13 protein-coding genes are annotated in these 17,782 nt (G+C 70.0%); 4 read left to right on the top strand and 9 right to left on the bottom strand.

What is annotated here, in order from left to right; genetic code table 11:
- Window positions 1–151 precede the first annotated feature (151 nt).
- The 3 genes from CKCBHOJB_RS13925 to CKCBHOJB_RS13915 are packed head-to-tail and all read right to left on the bottom strand — an operon-like array spanning window position 152 to window position 3,759.
- Window positions 152–1,084 (bottom strand): ABC transporter permease, encoded by a 933-nt coding sequence (locus CKCBHOJB_RS13925; RefSeq protein ID WP_281049259.1) that lies wholly within the window; start codon window positions 1,082–1,084, stop codon window positions 152–154.
- A gap of 13 nt (window positions 1,085–1,097) precedes the next feature.
- Complete coding sequence (locus CKCBHOJB_RS13920; protein ID WP_281049258.1) at window positions 1,098–2,162, bottom strand: ABC transporter permease; 1,065 nt, start codon at window positions 2,160–2,162, stop codon at window positions 1,098–1,100.
- Entirely contained in the window at window positions 2,155–3,759 is a 1,605-nt protein-coding gene (locus CKCBHOJB_RS13915; RefSeq protein WP_281049257.1) for an ABC transporter ATP-binding protein, read from the bottom strand. The genes CKCBHOJB_RS13920 and CKCBHOJB_RS13915 overlap by 8 nt, the downstream gene beginning before the upstream one ends.
- Before the next feature lie 268 nt (window positions 3,760–4,027).
- Here CKCBHOJB_RS13915 and CKCBHOJB_RS13910 point away from each other — a divergent pair, with 268 nt between their 5' ends.
- On the top strand, window positions 4,028–4,411 hold the full coding sequence (locus CKCBHOJB_RS13910; RefSeq protein ID WP_281049256.1) for a hypothetical protein: 384 nt from the start codon (window positions 4,028–4,030) through the stop codon (window positions 4,409–4,411).
- Between the two features lie 19 nt (window positions 4,412–4,430).
- On the opposite strand, the gene CKCBHOJB_RS13905 is transcribed toward CKCBHOJB_RS13910, so the two are convergent.
- The 4 genes from CKCBHOJB_RS13905 to CKCBHOJB_RS13890 all read right to left on the bottom strand — a co-directional run bounded on the left by CKCBHOJB_RS13905 (window position 4,431) and on the right by CKCBHOJB_RS13890 (window position 9,725).
- Window positions 4,431–5,258 (bottom strand): tetratricopeptide repeat protein, encoded by an 828-nt coding sequence (locus CKCBHOJB_RS13905; RefSeq protein ID WP_281049255.1) that lies wholly within the window; start codon window positions 5,256–5,258, stop codon window positions 4,431–4,433.
- A gap of 14 nt (window positions 5,259–5,272) precedes the next feature.
- The gene (locus CKCBHOJB_RS13900; RefSeq protein ID WP_281049254.1) at window positions 5,273–5,512 is read right to left on the bottom strand and encodes a hypothetical protein; all 240 of its coding nucleotides are present in this window, start codon (window positions 5,510–5,512) and stop codon (window positions 5,273–5,275) included.
- 155 nt (window positions 5,513–5,667) lie between these two features.
- Window positions 5,668–8,541 carry an adenosylcobalamin-dependent ribonucleoside-diphosphate reductase gene (locus CKCBHOJB_RS13895; protein WP_281049253.1) on the bottom strand — a complete coding sequence of 958 codons (2,874 nt, stop codon included), beginning with the start codon at window positions 8,539–8,541 and terminating at the stop codon, window positions 5,668–5,670.
- A gap of 164 nt (window positions 8,542–8,705) precedes the next feature.
- Window positions 8,706–9,725, bottom strand: coding sequence for a cation diffusion facilitator family transporter (locus tag CKCBHOJB_RS13890; RefSeq protein WP_281049252.1), 1,020 nt, complete (start codon window positions 9,723–9,725; stop codon window positions 8,706–8,708).
- A gap of 196 nt (window positions 9,726–9,921) precedes the next feature.
- Between CKCBHOJB_RS13890 and dsrO the strand changes: the two genes are divergently transcribed.
- Genes dsrO through CKCBHOJB_RS13875 form a run of 3 tightly spaced genes read left to right on the top strand, consistent with a single transcriptional unit; the run spans window position 9,922 to window position 14,936 of the window.
- Window positions 9,922–10,695: a sulfate reduction electron transfer complex DsrMKJOP subunit DsrO gene (dsrO, locus tag CKCBHOJB_RS13885; RefSeq protein WP_281049251.1), complete on the top strand. Its 774-nt coding sequence runs from the start codon at window positions 9,922–9,924 to the stop codon at window positions 10,693–10,695.
- Window positions 10,696–10,717: 22 nt separating this feature from the next.
- A complete protein-coding gene (gene nrfD / locus CKCBHOJB_RS13880; protein WP_281049250.1) occupies window positions 10,718–11,815 on the top strand; it encodes an NrfD/PsrC family molybdoenzyme membrane anchor subunit in 1,098 nt (365 codons plus the stop codon).
- 25 nt (window positions 11,816–11,840) lie between these two features.
- The gene (locus tag CKCBHOJB_RS13875) at window positions 11,841–14,936 is read left to right on the top strand and encodes a molybdopterin dinucleotide binding domain-containing protein (protein ID WP_281049249.1); all 3,096 of its coding nucleotides are present in this window, start codon (window positions 11,841–11,843) and stop codon (window positions 14,934–14,936) included.
- A gap of 163 nt (window positions 14,937–15,099) precedes the next feature.
- Here the strand turns inward: CKCBHOJB_RS13875 and CKCBHOJB_RS13870 are convergent, their stop codons facing one another.
- Both CKCBHOJB_RS13870 and CKCBHOJB_RS13865 read right to left on the bottom strand, forming a co-directional pair.
- The gene (locus CKCBHOJB_RS13870; RefSeq protein ID WP_281049248.1) at window positions 15,100–15,729 is read right to left on the bottom strand and encodes a response regulator; all 630 of its coding nucleotides are present in this window, start codon (window positions 15,727–15,729) and stop codon (window positions 15,100–15,102) included.
- A gap of 9 nt (window positions 15,730–15,738) precedes the next feature.
- Window positions 15,739–17,586 carry a PhnD/SsuA/transferrin family substrate-binding protein gene (locus CKCBHOJB_RS13865; RefSeq protein WP_281049247.1) on the bottom strand — a complete coding sequence of 616 codons (1,848 nt, stop codon included), beginning with the start codon at window positions 17,584–17,586 and terminating at the stop codon, window positions 15,739–15,741.
- Between the last annotated feature and the right edge of the window lie 196 nt (window positions 17,587–17,782).

Here is a 17,782-nt window from a genome sequence, read left to right as displayed (position 1 = left end):
GCTGTGCAGCCTGTCCGTCCAGCTTAATCCAGCCTGTGGGCGCGCAGCGTAGAAAAAAGCACGCCGGCGGCACGATCGACCCTCCGGCGCACCCCACGAGCGGCCGGGCTGCAGGCCGCAGCCCCGGGTCGGCCGGGGGCGGACATGCGGCTCAGGCGTCCGGCCGGTAGGGCTTGCCCAGCGACACCGGCGAGTTGAGCCGGATCGTGTTGGCGTTGCGCGAGATCGCCACCAGCACGACGATGGTCGCCCAGTAGGGCAGGGAGGACAGCAGCTGCGAGGGGAAGTCGATCTGCAGGCCCGAACCCTGGATGAAGAGCTGGGTGATCATGACGCCGCCGAAGAGGTAGGCGCCGACCATCACCCGCAGCGGCCGCCAGGTGGCGAACACCACCAGCGCGAGCGCGATCCAGCCGCGCCCGGCGACCAGGCCTTCGGCCCACATCGGGGTGTAGAACACCGACAGGAAGGCGCCGCCGATGCCGGCCATGGCGCCGCCGAACAGCACCGCCAGGTAGCGGATACGGATCACCGGATAGCCGATCGCGTGCGCCGAGGACGGGGCCTCGCCGACCGCGCGCAGCACCAGTCCGGCGCGGCTGCGGTGCAGGAACCAGAGCAGGCTCCAGAACAGCGCCCAGGAGAAATACACCAGCGCCTGCTGGTTGTAGAGCGCCTCCCCGATCAGCGGCAGGTCGGCGATGAAGGGGATGCGGATCGGCGGCACCGCCTGCAGCGCCACCGCCTCGTAGGGCTTGCCGACGAAGGCCGCCAGGCCCACGCCGAAGATCGCCAGCGCGAGTCCGGAGGCGACCTGGTTGGCCATCAGCGTGAGCGTGAGCACGCCGAACAGCAGCGCCATCGCCATGCCCGCGCCCATGCCTGCGAGCACGCCCAGCCAGGGGTTGCCGCTGTGATGGGTGACCGCGAAGGCGGCGACCGCGCCCATCGCCATCATGCCCTCGGCGCCGAGGTTGAGCACCCCGGCCTTCTCGTTCACCAGCAGGCCGAGGGCGACGATGATCAGCGGCGTGCCCGCCACCACGGTGGCGAACAGCATCGAGGTGAAGAGGCTCGCGTCCATCGCTCGTCCTTCTTCAGGCCGCGCGGCGGCGCAGCCGCAGGCGGTAGTTGATGAACACGTCCGAGCCCAGCAGGAAGAACAGCAGCATGCCCTGGAACACCATCGAGATCGCGCTGGGCAGGTTCAGGTACTGCTGCGCCTGCTCGCCGCCGATGTAGAGCAGCGCCATCAAGAGGCTGGCGAGCAGGATGCCGAAGGCGTTCAGCCGGCCGACGAAGGCGACGATGATCGCCGCGAAGCCGTAGCCGCTGCCGACCTTGTCGGTGAGCTGGCCCATCGGTCCGGCGACCTCGCCCATGCCCGCCAGCCCCGCCGCGGCGCCGCCCAGCAGCAGGCCGATCCAGATCATGCGGTGCGCGGAGAAGCCGGCGTAGCGGGCGGCGTCCGGCGCCTCGCCCGCCACCCGCATGCGAAAGCCGGCGTAGCTGCGGTTCATGAAGGCGTAGCCCGCCACCAGCACCGCGAGCGCGATCGGGAAGCCCAGGTGCAGGCGGGTGTCCTCCAGCACCACCGGCATCAGCGCGGCGTCGCCGAACATCTTCGTCTGCGGGAAGTTGAAGCCGTCCGGGTCCTTCCACGGCCCGAACACCAGCCACGACACGAGGAGCTGCGCCACATACACGAGCATCAGCGACACCAGGATCTCGTTGGCGTTGAAGCGTGTGCGCAGCAGCGCCGGGATGCTCGCCCAGGCCGCGCCGCCCGCCGCGCCGGCGACGATCATCGCCGGCAGCAGCAGGGCGCTCTCCGAACCCTCGAAATGCAGCGCGACGCCGGTCGCCGCCACCGCGCCGAGCATGAACTGACCCTCGGCGCCGATGTTCCACACGTTGGCGCGGAAGCCGATCGCCAGCCCGATCGCGCACAGCATCAGCGGCGTGGCCTTCAACAGCAGCTCGGAGAGGCCGTAGAGGTCCTTGACCGGGTTGAGGAAGAAGATGCGGAAGCCTTCGACCGGGTCCTTGCCGAGGGCGGCGAACACCAGCATGCCGCCGGCGAGCATCAGCACGACCGCGAGCAGCGGCGAAAGGAAGGACATCAGCCGCGAGGGCTCGGCGCGGGCTTCGAGTTCAAGCATCGAGGGACTCCGCGTGCGCGGGCAGCGGTCTGGATTCGTTGGATGGATTCGGCTCGGCGCCCGGCCACATGCCGCTCATCCACACGCCGATGTCTTCGACCGTGGTCTCGGACGCGGGGCGGGTGGGCGACAGCCGGCCCTTGGCGATCACCGCGATGCGGTCACAGATCTCGAACAGCTCGTCGAGCTCTTCCGAGATCACCAGCACCGCGCAGCCGCGGTCGCGCAGGTCGATCAGCGCCTGGCGGATGAAGGCGGCGGCGCCGACGTCCACGCCCCAGGTGGGCTGGGCGCACACCAGCAGCCGGGGCGCCTGCAGGATCTCGCGGCCGACGATGAACTTCTGCAGGTTGCCGCCCGACAGCGACTTGGCCGCAGCGCCCGGGCCCCCGCACTTGACGTTGAAGGCCTCGATGCAGCGTCGGGCGAAGGCTTGTGCGCGCGCGAAGCGCAGGAAGCCGCCGGCGACCAGGTCCTGGTTGTGGGCCGCCGTGAGCAGCGCATTGTCCGCCAGCGACATGCCGGGCACGGCGCCGCGGCCGAGGCGCTCCTCGGGCACGAAGGCGAGGCCCAGCTTGCGGCGCTGGCCGGGCGAAAGCCGGCCGGCCTCGACGCCGCAGATCTGCACCGGGAATCTCTCGCTCAGCGGCTCCTCGCCGGAGATCGCGCGCAGCAGCTCCTGCTGGCCGTTGCCCGACACCCCGGCGATGCCGACGATCTCCCCGGCGCGCACGTCGAGGTGGATGTCCCTGAGGTCGGTGCCGAAGGGATCGTCCGAGGCGTGCGACAGCCCCGCCAGGCGCAGGCGCACGTCGCCGTCCGTCCTGGCCACGCCGTGCTCGCAGTGCGGCAGGTCCTTGCCGATCATCAGCCGCGCCATCGACGCGGGCGTCTCCCGCGCCGGCACGCATTCCCCGGTGACCTTGCCGCCGCGCAGCACGGTCGCCGAGTGGCAGAGTTCCTGGATCTCGTCGAGCTTGTGGCTGATGTAGAGGATGGCGCAGCCCTCGGCCGCGAGCTGGCGCAGGGTCTCGAACAGCTTGCGCACCGCCTGCGGGGTCAGCACCGAGGTGGGCTCGTCCATGATCAGCAGGCGCGGGTTCTGCAGCAGGCAGCGGATGATCTCGACGCGCTGGCGTTCTCCCACCGACAGCGCGTGGATGTGGCGGCGCGGATCGACTGGCAGGCCGTAGCGCTCCGACACCGCGGTGATGCGCTGCGCCAGTTCGTCCAGCGCCGGCTTGCCGGGCAGGGCGAGCGCCACGTTCTCCACGACGGTCAGCGTCTCGAACAGCGAGAAGTGCTGGAACACCATGCCGATGCCCAGGCTGCGCGCGTGCGCCGGGTTCTCGACCTCGACCTGTTCGCCTTCCCACCAGATCTGCCCGGCGCTCGGGCGGGTGACGCCGTAGATGATCTTCATCAGCGTCGATTTGCCGGCGCCGTTCTCGCCCAGGATGGCGCGGATCTCGCCCGGCTGCACCGCCAGATCGACCCGGTCGTTGGCGACCACGGTCGGATAGACCTTGCTGATGCCCTTCAGCACCAGGCGGGGCGTACCAGCGGGGGGCGTACCGTGGGGTGGGCGTCCGGTCATGGTGAGTGCGGAAGGGTCGGCGGTTGGAAGACGGGTGCGTGGCTGCGAGCGTCCGGGGCACGCGGCGAGCGCCACTCAGGCCCGCAAGATACGCGCCGCAACGGGCCCGGGCAAGCCGGAGAAACCGCAGTCGGTCCGCGCCGCCGCGGGGTGATGGATTAGCTGTGCTTATGTAGGGGCAACAAATGTTCGAATGGACGTTCTAGGTCTGGCTGATACAATGCCCGCATTGATGTTGCAATGCAGCATCGTTCCAAGGATAGAAACCATGACCTCCACGACCACCACCGTCCGTTCGTTCTCGCTCGCCGCCCTTGCGGCCATCTCCTTTGCCGGCGCGATGCCGGCCGCCCAGGCCGCGGCGGATGCGCCCGTCCAGCTCGCGCTGGCTTCGCCCGCCGCTCATGCCGAGCGCGTCCATGCCGAACGCCCGCTGGCGGTGATGATCGACCAGCCCACCGGCGGCCGCTTCGTCTATCTGCCCGAGCAGGGCTGGACCTTCGCCGGGCGCCAGGTCGATGCCCCCGTGGCCACGGTCGCCGATCCCGGCCAGCCGGTGAGTCTGTTCATCGACGAGCCGACCGGTTTCGTCTTCAACTACGTGGTGGACCAGGGCTGGGTCTTCGCCGGCAAGCTGGACACGGCGCGCTGAGCTCCCGTCCCCTCGCGTCTCACTCGCCAGGCCCGGTCGACATGCCCGGCGCGGCCGCGGTCTCGGCCGCCGCTCCGGTGGCACGGTCGGCAGCATTGTCCGTTTCGTGCTCCAGCGATAGCGCCTGCGCGCGCTTCAGGTCCTCGGGCGCAAGCTTGAGCGAGATGCTGTCGCGCTCCTGCGCACCATCCAGGTTCAGCGCCGCCGCGGCGCGGTTGAACCACACATAGGCCTGCATCGCGTCCTGCTCGACGCCGATGCCGCTGCGGTGCAGGCGGCCGAACTCCACCATCCCCTCCGCATCGCCCGCGCGCGCCGCCGCGCCCAGCCAGTGCGCGGCGAGCTCGTAGTTCTGCGGCGTGCCGACGCCGCTCTTGTACAGCTTGCCCAGATGGATCATGGCGCCGGTGTGGCCGTTCTCGGCCGCGCGCCGCAGCCAGTCGACCGCCTCGCGGGTAGCTTCCATGCCGCGCTCGGGATCGAGCAGCGCCGCGCGCGCGACGCGGAACTGCGCGTCGGGATCGCCCTGGCGGGCGGCTTCCAGCGTCGGCGCCGTGAGTGGCGGATGCGCCGGGTCGTCGTGGGCATGCTCGCCGCCCAGCACCACGAACAGGCTCGCGCCAACGACCGCGAACAGCAGCATGACGGAGGCTGCGGCCACCGCGATCGGCCACCGCCGCCGCCCGCCGTGCGTGCCGCCGGGCGCCAGGAAGCGGTGTCCGCAGTGGTTGCAGCGATACGGGTGCAGGCCGGGGTTGTCGATGCGCTCCTCGTGCGAGCGCCAGCGCGACAGCCGCGTTTCGCCCGAACCGCAGGCCGTACAGGCGATCACGGGCGGCGTGCTCATCCGCGCGTGTCCCTTCAGTTCTTCCACAGCCAGACGATCGTGATCACCGCGACCGTCAGGATCAGTGTGCTGCCGCCGACCGCGGCGACGATCGGATTGTCGAACAGCACGTTCCCCGGCGCCGGGCCGTAGAAGCGATGCACGCAGGACATGCAGCGATAGGCGAGCTCACCCTTGTGCTCGCGCTTCTCGTCCTCGGAGCGCCAGGGGGATGGACGACAGTCGGTGCCGTCGCAGCGGGGACAGGTGGGCATGGCGTCTTCTCGCAGCGGGCGCTCGTCGCAGCCGGCTGGCGTGGTGGGAACTGAATTTGTACCCAATTATAGGAGCAAAAAAGGCAGGCCTTCGCAGGCCTGCCTTCCGGTTTTCCTTGCGCCGGCCGATGAGCTGCCCGGCGATGGGGCCGCGATCAGCCGCAGGTCCCCACCGCGCCGCATGCGGTGCAGAAGTCGCAGCCGTCCTTGCGGATCACCGTGTGGTTGCCGCACTCGTTGCACAGCGCGCCCTGCATCAGCTTGGGCTCGTTGTCGTCGCGCGGCGACTCGAGGATGCCCATCTCGCGCGTCGGGTAGCCCTTTTCGTCGAGCACGCCGAGCATGGCGTAGCGGTGGATGATGAGCTGGGCCAGGTAGGCCACCGTGCTGGGCCAGTTCTGCTGGCGGCGGGTGCCGGGCACGAAGGCCATGAAGTCGCCCAGCGGCTCGGGGTAGTCGAGCAGCTTGCGCAGCTTCATGCCGATCCAGGCCGGGTCCATGACGCGCATGTCGAGCGAAAGGATGCGGGTCAGGCCGTCCAGCGCGCGCGGGTAGTTGCCCGACAGCCACACCGAGTACGGGCGGGTGACGCCGTCCGGCAGGGTGATCTCCTTGAGGCCGAGCACGAAGTCTTCGCCAGTCGCCGGGTTGTAGATGTCCACCGTCCACGACAGCGTGCCGTCGGTGCCGGTCTTGGGCTCTTCCAGGCTGAACAGCGTGTCCAGCACCGAGTTGCTCTCGTCTTCCTTGTCGAACACGCCGAGCTTCTCGCAGCGGTAGTTCACCACCTGGGCGAAGGCCGAGACCACGCCGGGCACCAGCTTCTTCTCGCCATGCGGCGGGAAGGGCATCTCGAACGAGCGCTCGCCGACGGTGCGGGCCAGGGTGTCGAGCTTGAGCTTGAGCCAGCCGCGGTCGTTGGCGCGCATGTCCATCGACAGGGTCTTGGCCACCGCACCCAGGCCGCGCGGCTGGTCGGCACCGTTCACCCACACTTCGAACGGGAAGCTGCCGCCGTTGTTGCCCACCTGGCCGACGAAGAGCGCGAAGCCGCCGGTCGGGGTGTTGAGCATGTAGGTCCACGCCAGGTTGCCGTCGGGCAGGTCGGGACGGCCGGGCCAGCGCAGGCTGGAGAGCACCGGGGCGGGCAGGTTCTTGATCGACAGGCGCTTGTTGGCGTCGGAAATCTCGACGTCGTGCGGCTGCTTCTGCTCGGCGGTCGGGGTGACCGACAGCACCGAACCCAGCACGTTGTTGGGGCGATAGGTGGCGAGACCCTTCAAGCCGGCCTTCCACGCGGTGAGGTAGAGGTCCTCGAACTCGGCGTAGGGGTAGTCCTCGGGCACGTTCACCGTCTTGGAGATGGACGTGTCGATGTAGGGCGCGACCGCGGCGACCATGTCCTTGTGCGCCTGCGCGGAGATCTCCAGCGCGGTGACGAAGGATTCCGGCAGCTTGTCGACGTTGCCGCCGAGGTGCTTGTACAGGCGCCAGGCGTAGTCCTCGACCGCGTACTCCTTGAAGGTGCCGTCGGCCATGCGCTTGCGGCGGGTGTAGGTGTAGGAGAACGGCGGCTCGATGCCGTTTGAGGCGTTGTCGGCGAAGGCCAGGCTGATGGTGCCGGTGGGCGCGATCGACAGCAGGTGCGAGTTGCGGATGCCCTGCTTGCGGATCTTGTCCTTCACTTCGGCGGGCAGGCGCGAGGCGAAGTTGCCGCCCGACAGGTACAGGTCGGCGTTGAACAGCGGGAAGGCGCCGCGCTCCTTGGCCAGGTCGGACGAGGCCAGGTAGGCGCGGTTGCGCATGAACTCGGAGATCTTGCGCGCTTCCTCGCGTGCTTCGGTCGTGTCGTAGCGCTTGCCGAGCATGATCAGCGCGTCACCCAGGCCGGTGAAGCCGAGGCCTACGCGGCGCTTGGACTGCGCTTCGGCGTGCTGCTGCGCGAGCGGCCAGTGGGTGGCCTCGAGCACGTTGTCGAGCATGCGGATGGAGACGTCGACCACCTTGCCGAAGCCGGCATAGTCGAACTCGGCCTTGTCGGTGAACGGGTTCTTGATGAACGGGGTCAGGTTGATCGAGCCCAGGCAGCAGCAGCCGTAGGGCGGCAGCGGCTGTTCGGCGCAGGGGTTGGTGGCCTCGATGGTCTCGCAGTAGTACAGGTTGTTGTCCTGATTCATGCGGTCGAGGAACAGGATGCCCGGCTCGGCGTGGTCGTAGGTCGAGCGCATGACCTGGTCCCACAGCGCACGCGCGCGCACCTTGCGATACACCCACAGGCCGTCGTCGCGCTGGTAGGCGCCGGCAGCCTTGAGCTCGTCGGTGGGCTCGGCCTTGTGCACCAGCTCGACGTCGCCGTCGGCCTCGACCGCCTGCATGAAGGGGTCGGTGACGCCGACCGAGATGTTGAAGTTGGTGAGGTCGCCTTCGTCCTTGGCGTGGATGAATTCCTCGATGTCCGGATGGTCGCAGCGCAGCACGCCCATCTGCGCGCCGCGGCGGGCGCCGGCCGATTCCACCGTCTCGCACGAGCGGTCGAACACGCGCATGTAGGACACCGGGCCGGAGGCGTTGGAGGCCGTGCCCTTGACCAGCGCGCCCTTCGGACGGATGGACGAGAAGTCGTAGCCGACGCCGCCACCGCGACGCATGGTCTCGGCGGCCTGGGCGAGCGCGGTGTAGATGCCGGGACGGCCGTCAACGGCCTCGGTGACCGAGTCGCCGACCGGCTGCACGAAGCAGTTGATCAGGGTGGCGGCGAGCGTGGTGCCGGCGGCGCTGTTGATGCGGCCGGCGGGCACGAAGCCCTTCTCCTGGGCCTCGAGGAACTTGGCTTCCCAGTGGGCGCGCTTGTCCTCGGCTTCGATCGCGGCCAGCGCGCGGGCGACGCGGCGGCGCACTTCGGCGACGGTCTGCTCGTCGCCCTTGGCGTACTTTTCGACGAGGACCTCGCCGGAGATCTCCTGCATCGGCAGGTTGGCGGCGGAGGGCTTGGTGTGCTGCGGTGCGGAGGTGCTGGAAGTCTCGCTCATGGTCTTCTTCTTCGTCCTGGCTGAGGGCTGAAAACGGACGAAAGAATAGCGCGGAAAACCGGCGGGTGCAAAAAAATAAAAACTATAAAAAACAATAAGTTAAAAATTTTGCTTGTGTTTTCAATGTTTTGTGCGCACTAGATGTAGTAGCTCACGAGCAGGGGTCATCGGCCCCGGATCCCTGTGTTTGCGCGGGTTTCGGCCTGCCTGCGCGGCATGAAGACCAGCGGTTGCGCAGGCGGCAGTTCCGGCTGCAGGGTGACGTGCTCGATGCCGAAACGGGTGCGCAGCAGGCCGCGCAGCGCGGCCAGCGCCGCCGGCCAGTGCGCGGCATCGTCGAGCACGACGTGGGCCGAGAGCGCGGTGCGGCGCGAATCCAGGCTCCAGATGTGCAGGTCGTGCACCGAGCGCACCTGGCGCACCTCGGCCATCGCCTGGCCGACCTCGGGCAGCGACAGGCCGTCGGGCACGCCCTCGAGCAGGGTGTTGAGCACCTGGCGCAGCAGCGACAGCGTCGAGAACAGGATCAGGCCGCAGATCAGCATGGTCAGCAGCGGGTCGATCGGCGTCCATCCGGTGTACAGGATCACGATGCCGGAGGCCAGCGCCGCCACCGAGCCGAGCAGGTCGCCCATCACGTGCAGCAGCGCGCCGCGGGTGTTGAGGTCGGCCTCGCCGCGGGTCAGCAGCCAGGCGACGGCGATGTTGAGCGCCATGCCGCCGAGCGCGACCAGGATCACCGCCTCGCCGGCCACCGCGCGCGGGGCGAGCAGGCGCTCGACCGCATGCCACACCAGGCCGCCGACCACGGCGAGCATGAACAGCGCATTGAGCAGCGCGGCCAGCGCCTCGACCCGGCGCAGACCGTAGGAGTGGCGATGGCTGGGCGCGCGCAGCGCGACGCGCGCGGCGATCGCGGCGAGGCCGAGCGCCATCGCGTCGGTGAGCATGTGGCCGGCGTCGCCGAGCAGCGCCAGCGAGCCCGACCACCAGCCGGCGATCGCCTCCACCGCCGCGAAGCCGAGGGTGAGCGCGAGCGCCAGCGGCAGGAAGCGGCTCGCGGCGTGGTCGTGGTGGTGATGGCCGCCGTGGGCGTGCGTGTGCGCGTCCCGCTTGTCGTGTCCGTCGTGAGGGGCGTGGTGGTGATCGTGGCCGTGGTGGTCGTGACCGTGATGGGTGTGCATCGCAGTGCTCTTTCCATGGGGTGACGGCCGATTATGCCCGGCGCGCAGCCGGACCGTGTGCGCCGCCGCCGTGCGCGCACCCGGGCCGGGGCGCAATAGGTAAAACCGTCTAGTCAGCTGCCTCATCTCCCCAATTCTTGTGTGGGTATCGAAAGCCTACAGTGGCATCCACGCCAATGGCCCGTGGAGTACCGCAATGAACAAGGCTTTCCAGATTCCCGATCCCGCCGCCCGTACCGCATCGGCGCCGGCATCGCCCTCGCGGCGCAACTTCCTGCGCGGGGTGCCGGTCGTGACCGCCGCCGCGGCGATCGCGCCCACGCCGGCGATCGCCAGCTCCGGCAAGCGCCAGTGGGCGATGCTGATCGACGTGCGCAAGTGCATCGGCTGCCAGGCCTGCACCGTGTCCTGCATCCAGGAGAACGCCGTGCCGGAAGGCAGCTTCCGCACCGTGGTGTCGACCTACAGCGTCAAGCTCGTCGACAGCGCCCAGCCCGCCGGCACCTACGTGCTGCCACGCCTGTGCAACCACTGCGACAACCCGCCGTGCATTCCGGTGTGCCCGGTGAGCGCCACCTACAAGCGCGAGGACGGCATCGTCGCGGTCGATGGCGACCGCTGCGTGGGCTGCGCCTACTGCGTGCAGGCCTGTCCCTACGACGCGCGCTTCATCAACCACGAGACCAACAAGGCCGACAAGTGCACCTTCTGCGCCCACCGCGTGGATGCCGGTCTGCTGCCCGCCTGCGTCGAGACCTGCGTCGGCGGCGCGCGCATCTTCGGCGACATCAACGACCCCGAGGGCGAACTCGCCCGCCGCCTGAAGGAAGCGCAGCCGCAGCTCAAGGTGCTCAAGCCCGAGCTCGAGACCGCGCCGCGGGTGTTCTACATCGGCCTCGACGAACGCTTCACCGGCAAGGTCGAGGGCCAGGGCACGCTGTGGAAGCCCCGCAACCTGCCGCACGCCTGAACCGCACGCGAGGAGATCCAGCATGAACCCGAACATCGTCGAAACCATCAACGTCGCGCGCGAAGTCGCGTGGCTGCCGTGGGCCGTGCAGTACTTCTTCCTGATCGGCCTGTCCTACGGTGCCTTCCTGCTGTCGCTGCCGGGCACCGTCTTCCGCCGCCCGGGCTGGGCCGGCATCTCCCGCCTGGCCCTGCTCGGCGCGCTGGTGTGCGGCCTGGCCGCGCCGGTGGCGCTGCTCGCCGACCTGCACCAGCCGGGCCGCTTCTGGCACTTCTACGCCTACTTCACGCCGACGTCCTGGATGTCCTGGGGCGCGTTCTTCATCCCGGTGTATCTGGGCGGGCTGCTGATGTACGCGTGGCTGGCCTTCCGCCCCGAGCTGGCGCGCCACGCTGAGAGCGGCGGCAAGCTCGCGAAGCTGGCGGGCGTGCTCGCCTACGGCGGCCACGAGAGCCGTGGCGCGCTCAAGGCGGCGGCGCTGCTCGCCTTCGTCGGCGCGGCCCTGGTCGCGCTCTATACCGGGGCCGAGGTCGCGGTGGTGCAGGCGCGTCCGCTGTGGAACACGCCGCTGCTGCCGCTGCAGTTCTTCGTCACCGCCTTTGCCGGCGCGGTCGGCCTGGCGCTGCTGTTCAACCGCTTCGGTCTCAATGACGAGGCCGCCAAGCGCCGCATGGCCGGCGTGCTGGCCGCGACCCAGGTGGCGGCGCTGGCGGTGGGTGCGCTGTGGCTGGCGCTGGGGCTCTCCGGGGTGTCGCCGGTCCATGCCCAGGCCCTGGCCGAAGTCGGCCCCTCGGCCAACTGGCAGCTCTCCGCAGCGTGGGCGGTGGCCGCCACCGTGCTGACCCTGGTGCTGGCGTGGAAGCGGCCCGGCTCCGGCCTGGTGATCGGCCTGCTCGCGCTGCACTCGGCATGGATGATGCGCTGGTCGATCTTCATCGGCGGCCAGGAGGTGCCGAAGACCGGCGCCGGCTACTACACCTACTCGCTGCCGCTCGGCCCCGAGGGCCTGATGGGCATCGTCGGCACCGCCGGGCTGTGGGTCTTCCTCTTCGTCCTCATCACCACCTTGCTGCCGCTCGATCGTCTCGCGGCCGGTTCCACCGACAAGGCTGCCGCCTGAGCGCGGGCGACCAAGGAGAAACATCATGAAAATCGAACGTCGTGAAATCATCGCCGCCGGTGGCCTGGCCGCCTTTGCCGCCGGCTTCTCGCAGACCCTGGGCCGCATGGTGGCCAACTTCACCGGCCCCGAAGAGAAAAAGATCGCCGAAGGCCGCCATATCCACGGCCGCTCGGCCGAGCCGGAGTTCACCGTCGATCCGGTGACCGGCGAATTCACCCCCAACCCCAACCAGCAGGTCAGCTACACGGCGTGCCTGGGCTGCACCACCCAGTGCGGCGTGCGGGTGCGCATCGACAAGCAGAGCGGCCAGGTCATCCGCGTGGTCGGCAACCCCTACAGCCCGCTGTCGACCGAGCCTCACCTGCCGATGAAGGCGTCGGTGAAGGAGAGCCTGGTGGCGATGTCGCGCTTCCAGGACAAGGGGCTGGCCGGGCGCTCGACCGCCTGCGGTCGCGGCAACGCGGCGATGGACCAGATGAGCTCGCCCTTCCGCGTGCTCACGCCGCTCAAGCGCGTCGGCCCGCGCAACTCCGGCCAGTGGCAGCCGATCTCCTTCGAGCAGCTGGTGAAGGAGGTGGTGGAGGGCGGCGACCTCTTCGGCGAGGGCCATGTCGAGGGCCTGGCCGCGCTGCGCGACCTCGAGCAGCCGATCGACCCCGCGGCGCCCGAGCTGGGCAAGCGGGTGAACCAGGTCGCGGTGCTGACCAGCGTCAATGACGGCCGCGAGAACTTCAGCCGGCGCTTCTGGAACCAGGCCTACGGCACGCTCAACCACGTCGGCCACGGCTCGTACTGCGGCGGCGCCTACCGCTCCGGCTCGGGCGCGCTGTTCGGCGACGTCAAGAAGATGCCGCACGCAAAGCCCGACCTCGCCAACGCCGAGTTCGTGCTCTTCATCGGCACCGCGCCCGGCAACGCCGGCAACCCCTTCAAGCGCACCGGCGGCATGCTCGCCAAGGGCCGCGCCGAAGGCCGCCTCGACTACGTGGTGGTCGATCCGGTGCTGAACAACTCGCACAACCTCGCCGCCGCCGAGCACGGGCGCTGGGTGCCGATCCGCCCGGGCACCGACGGTGCGCTGGTGATGGGCATGATGCGCTGGATGTTCGACAACGAGCGGGTGAACACCGCCTACCTCGCCTGGCCCAACCTCAAGGCCGCCCAGGCCGCCGGCGAGCCGTCCTTCACCAATGCCGGCTGGCTGGTGATCGCCGAGCAAGGCCATCCGCGCCAGGGCCGCTTCCTGCGCGGCTCGGACATCGGCATGTCCGTTTCCGCTGAAGACAGGTACAAGGACGCCGACCCCTACGTCATCGCCACCGCCGGCGGCGAGCTGGTCGCGGCCGAGACCGCGACCGGGCCGGCGGTGCTGGAAGCCACCCGCGTGCTCGAACTCGGCGGCAAGCCGGTGACGGTGAAGACCTCCTTCGAGCTGCTGCGCGAATCGGCGCGTGCGCTGTCGATCGCCGACTACTCGGCCGCGTGCGGCATCCCGGAGGAAGTGATCGTCGGCCTGGCCGACGAGTTCACCCGCCACGGCCGCAAGGCGAGCGCCATCGCCCACGGCGGCATGATGGCCGGCAACGGCTTCTACAACGCCTACTCGGTGGTCACCCTCAACGCCCTGATCGGCAACCTGAACTGCAAGGGCGGCTTCGTGATGAACGGCGGCGGCTTCAAGGACAATGGCGCCGGTCCGCGCTACGACCTCGAGACCTTCCCCGGCATGCTCAAGCCCGCCGGCACCCCGCTCGGGCGCAACGTACCCTACGAGCGCTCGGCCGAGTTCAAGCGCCGCCAGGCCGAGGGCAAGCCCTATCCGGCCACCGACGCCTGGTTCCCCAATGCGCCGGGCCTGGGCACGGAATGGTTCCCGGGCGCGCTGCGTGGCTATCCCTACGGCCTCAAGGCGCTGGTGCTGTGGAGCTGCAACCCGCTGTACGGCATCACCGGCGTGCGTCCGCTGATCGAGAAGGACCTCGCCGACCCGAAGAAGCTGCCGCTGATCATCTCGGTCGACCCGTTGATCAACGAAAGCAACGCCTTCGCCGACTACATCGTTCCCGACTCGCTGATGTACGAGAGCTGGGGCTGGACCGCGCCGTGGAACGGTGTGCCGACCAAGGCCACGACCGCACGCTGGCCGGTGGTCGAGCCCAGGGCGGCGAAGACGCCCGCGGGCGCGGCGATCGGCATGGAGACCTTCTACATCGCGCTCGCCCGCGCGATGAAGCTGCCCGGCTTCGGCGCCGAGGCGATCGCCGACATGGACGGCAAGCGCTACCCGCTCGACACCCCCGAGGACTGGTACCTGCGCGGCGGCGCCAACATCGCCTTCGCCGGCAAGGCGCCGGTGGGTGACGCGAGCGACGAGGACCTGCAGTTGTCCGGCGTCGACCGCCTGCGCCCGCAGCTCGAGGGCGTGCTGAAGCCCGAGGAGTGGCGCAAGGTCGCCTTCCTGTTCACCCGCGGCGGGCGCTACCAGCCCGCTAGCGAGGCGCAGGATGCCGAGCAGCCCGAATGGCAGGCCCACCGTTTCACCAAGCCGCTGTGGCTGTGGAACGAGATGATCGGCAGCGCGCGCAACACGCTGACCGGCGCCCGCTTCCGTGGTTGTGCGCAATGGACGCCGCCGGCCTTCTACGACGGCACCCCGGTGCGCCAGATCCACACCGAGGCCGAGTGGCCGCTGCAGATCATCAGCTACAAGTCGGCGCTGCAGAACTCGTACAGCATCGCCACCCGCATCACCGGCCTGCATCCGGACAACCCGGTGGTCGTGCATCCGGCCGATGCCGAAAGGCTGGGCCTGCAAAGCGGCGACATTGCGCGCATCCGCACCCCGGGCGGCAGCGCGCAATGCACGGTGATCGTGCATGAGGGCGTGGTGCCGGGGGTAATGGCGATCGAGCACGGCTACGGCCACCGCGAACTGGGCGCACGCGCCCACCGCATCGGCGACCAGGTGCAGCCCGACCGCCCCGACCTGCGCGCCGGCATCAACCTCAACGACCTCGGCCTGTCCGACCCGACCCGCGGCGACAAGGGGATCTGGGTGGATGCGGTGTCCGGCACCGCGGTGCGCCAGGGCATCCCGGCGCGGCTCGAGCGGGTGTGAGGCTCCGCCGCTTGCGGTGAGGCCCGAATCGCGGCTCCCGCCGCTCCCACTGGGCCGTGCCGGCTCCGGTGTGGGAGCGGCGGGAGCCGCGAAGGGTCGGCGCCGGGCCACCTGTGGGAGCGCCGGAAGGCGCGAATATGGCACTCGATGCGGCGCTGCGCCTTCAGTCCAGTGCCGCCGGGTCGGCGCGCAGCATCAGGCGCGCCAGCTCGGCGGCACTGCCCACCCCGGTCTTCTCCATGACGTGATGGCGGTGCACATGCACCGTCTTCTCGCTGATGTCGAGCTCGCGCCCGACCAGCTTGTTGGGCAGGCCCAGCGCCACCAGGCGCGCCACTTCCAGCTCCCGCGGCGACAGGCGGTCGAGCAGGGCCTTTGCCTCGCCGCAGCGCGCATCTCGCGCCCGCGCCTCGCAGCCCAGCTTCACCGCGCGCCCGACCGCGTCGATCAGGGCCTGGTCCTTGAAGGGCTTCTCCAGGAAATCGCAGGCGCCGTGTTTCATCGCCTGCACCGCCAGTTCCACGTCGCCGTGACCGGTGATGAACACGATCGGCACGCTCCAGCCGCGCTGGCGCAGCACCTGCTGCAGCTCCAGCCCGCTCATCATCGGCATGCGGATGTCGAGCACCAGGCAGGCGGCGGTGGCGGGGTCGGGCGCGGCGGCGAGGAAATCCTCGGCCGACGCGTGGCTGGCGACCGCCCAGCCCATGGAGTCGAGCAGGAATACCAGCGAGCGGCGAAAGGCGGCGTCGTCGTCGATGACGTGGATCAGCAGGTCTTCGGTCGGGGTCATGGCGTGTGCTCATGCCGTGGGCGCATCGGTCTGTGCCGGGCGTTCAGGGGAAGGGGAAGGCGAGGAAGAGGGCGGCGGCGAGGCGTCAAGCGGCAGGCTGAGGATGAACAGCGCGCCGACCGTGCCGAACCGGGGTGATGGGTCGGGCCGGCCGGCCGCGAGCCGGCCGCCATGGGCCTCGGCGATGCTGCGGCAGATCGACAGCCCGAGGCCGAGGCCATCGGCCTTGGTGGTGAAGAAGGACTCGAACAGGCGCGCGCGCGCGGACTCGTTCATGCCGCTGCCGTAGTCGCGCACCGCGATGCGCAGGCTGCCGCCCTCGGCGTCTAGGCGGATGTCGATGCGCTGGCGCTCGACCGGCTGCTCGCGGCTGGCGTCCCAGGCGTTCTTCAGCAGGTTCAGCAGCACCTGCTGGATCTGCAGGCGGTCGGCCGCGATCAGCGTGCCGGCGGGCAGGGCGTCGTCGATGCCGATGTCCGGCGCGTGCGCCAGCATGCCGCGGAACAGGGTCACCGCCTCGTCGACCAGTTCGCGCGGCGCCACCGTCTCGCGGCTCGCGGTGCGCTTGCGCGCGAAGGCGCGGATGCGGCCGAGGATGCCGGCGGCGCGCTCGGCCTGGCCGGCGATCTCGGTGGCGGCCTCGCGTACCGCGGCCTCGGTCAGGCGCTGGTTGTCGGCGCGGCGCACCAGGCTGTTGGCGTAATTGACGACCGCCGCCAGCGGCTGGTTGAGCTCGTGGGCGAGCGTGCCCGACAGCTCCCCGAGCACCGACAGCCGCGACATGTGCTCGGCCTGCTCCTGCGCGCCGCGCATGCGCGCCTCCATCGCCTCGCGTGCCGCCAGCGCCTCGCGCAGCGCGGCGGTGCGGGTCTGCACCAGATGCTCGACGCGCACGGTGTAGACGATCCAGCCCACGATCAGCAGCGCGAAACCGGCCACCCACGGCCAGTAGCGCTCGGCCAGCACCATCAGCGTAGGTGCGCGCAAGTAGGCGTAGGGGCCGATCTCCAGACGGCGGAACAGCTCATGCACCGGCTGGTAGTCGGCCGGCACGGCCCACGCCAGGCCGTCGCTGTCCTGGCGCATGCCGAGCAGCGCGATCGCGACCGCGCGCGACAGCTCCGGCGGGGTGGTGCGCAGCGCGGCCAGCGGCCAGTCGGGGTAGAGCGGGGTGGAGGTGGCGCAGGGAAAGCCGGGCTCGGTGCGCGCCGACAGCACGCGCAAGCGCGCCGCCCACTCCGGGCGCTCCTCGAGCAGGCAGCTGCGGATCACGCCGGCGTCGGCCAGTCCGGCGTCGAGCGCGTCGACCACGCCCTGCATCGGGAAGCCGACCTCGCGCAGCTCGGCCAGGTCCGCTTCCGGGTCGATGCCGAGCGCATCGAGTTCGCCCCACACCAGCTGGAAGCCGCCGAAGCCGCCGCGGCCGACGATGGCCAGCCGGCGCCCGCGCAGGTCCGCCAGTTCGCGCAGCGGGCTCTCTCGCGGCACGATCACCGCCGAGCCGAGCGCGCGCTCCGGCGCGCGGCCGCCGTCGGCGTCCAGGGTCAGGATGCGGCTGGCGCCGAGCGTGGCCTCGAGCTCGATGTAGTGCCCGGGGTTGGTGATGATGAAGTCGAGCTCGCCGCGCTGCGCCGCGTCGCGCAGGCCGTCGTGGTCGAGATGGACCAGGGTCGGCAGGTGGCCGGGCAGCGCGGCCTGCAGCCGGCGCACCACCGGCGACCATTCCTCGACCGCGGCGTCCGAGCCGAGGAAGGCGAGCACGCCGATACGCAGCGGCTGCCCGGCCGGGGCCGCATGCACGTGCAGGAAACCGAAGAGCGCAAGGACGGCGAGGACGGAGCGGACGATCGCGGACATTGCCGCAACATCGCTTCTTGCGCTGCGCCCGTCAAGCCGGGGCCATCGCGCGCGCGGTCGATGGCGCCCGGCGGGCCGAGGTCTGCGCGGATCCGGGGCGCGGAATCTCGCAGGGAGATCGACCTCCGCCCGCGGTGATGATGGAAAGCGCGGTATCCGACGATATATCTTCGCTGGGGTCTACACCAAGGAGGCT

Source organism: Thauera sp. GDN1, from assembly GCF_029223545.1.
Taxonomy (GTDB): Bacteria; Pseudomonadota; Gammaproteobacteria; order Burkholderiales; family Rhodocyclaceae; genus Thauera.
Note: the sequence above shows the minus strand (reverse complement) of the source record. Positions and strands in the feature narration are given on the sequence as shown.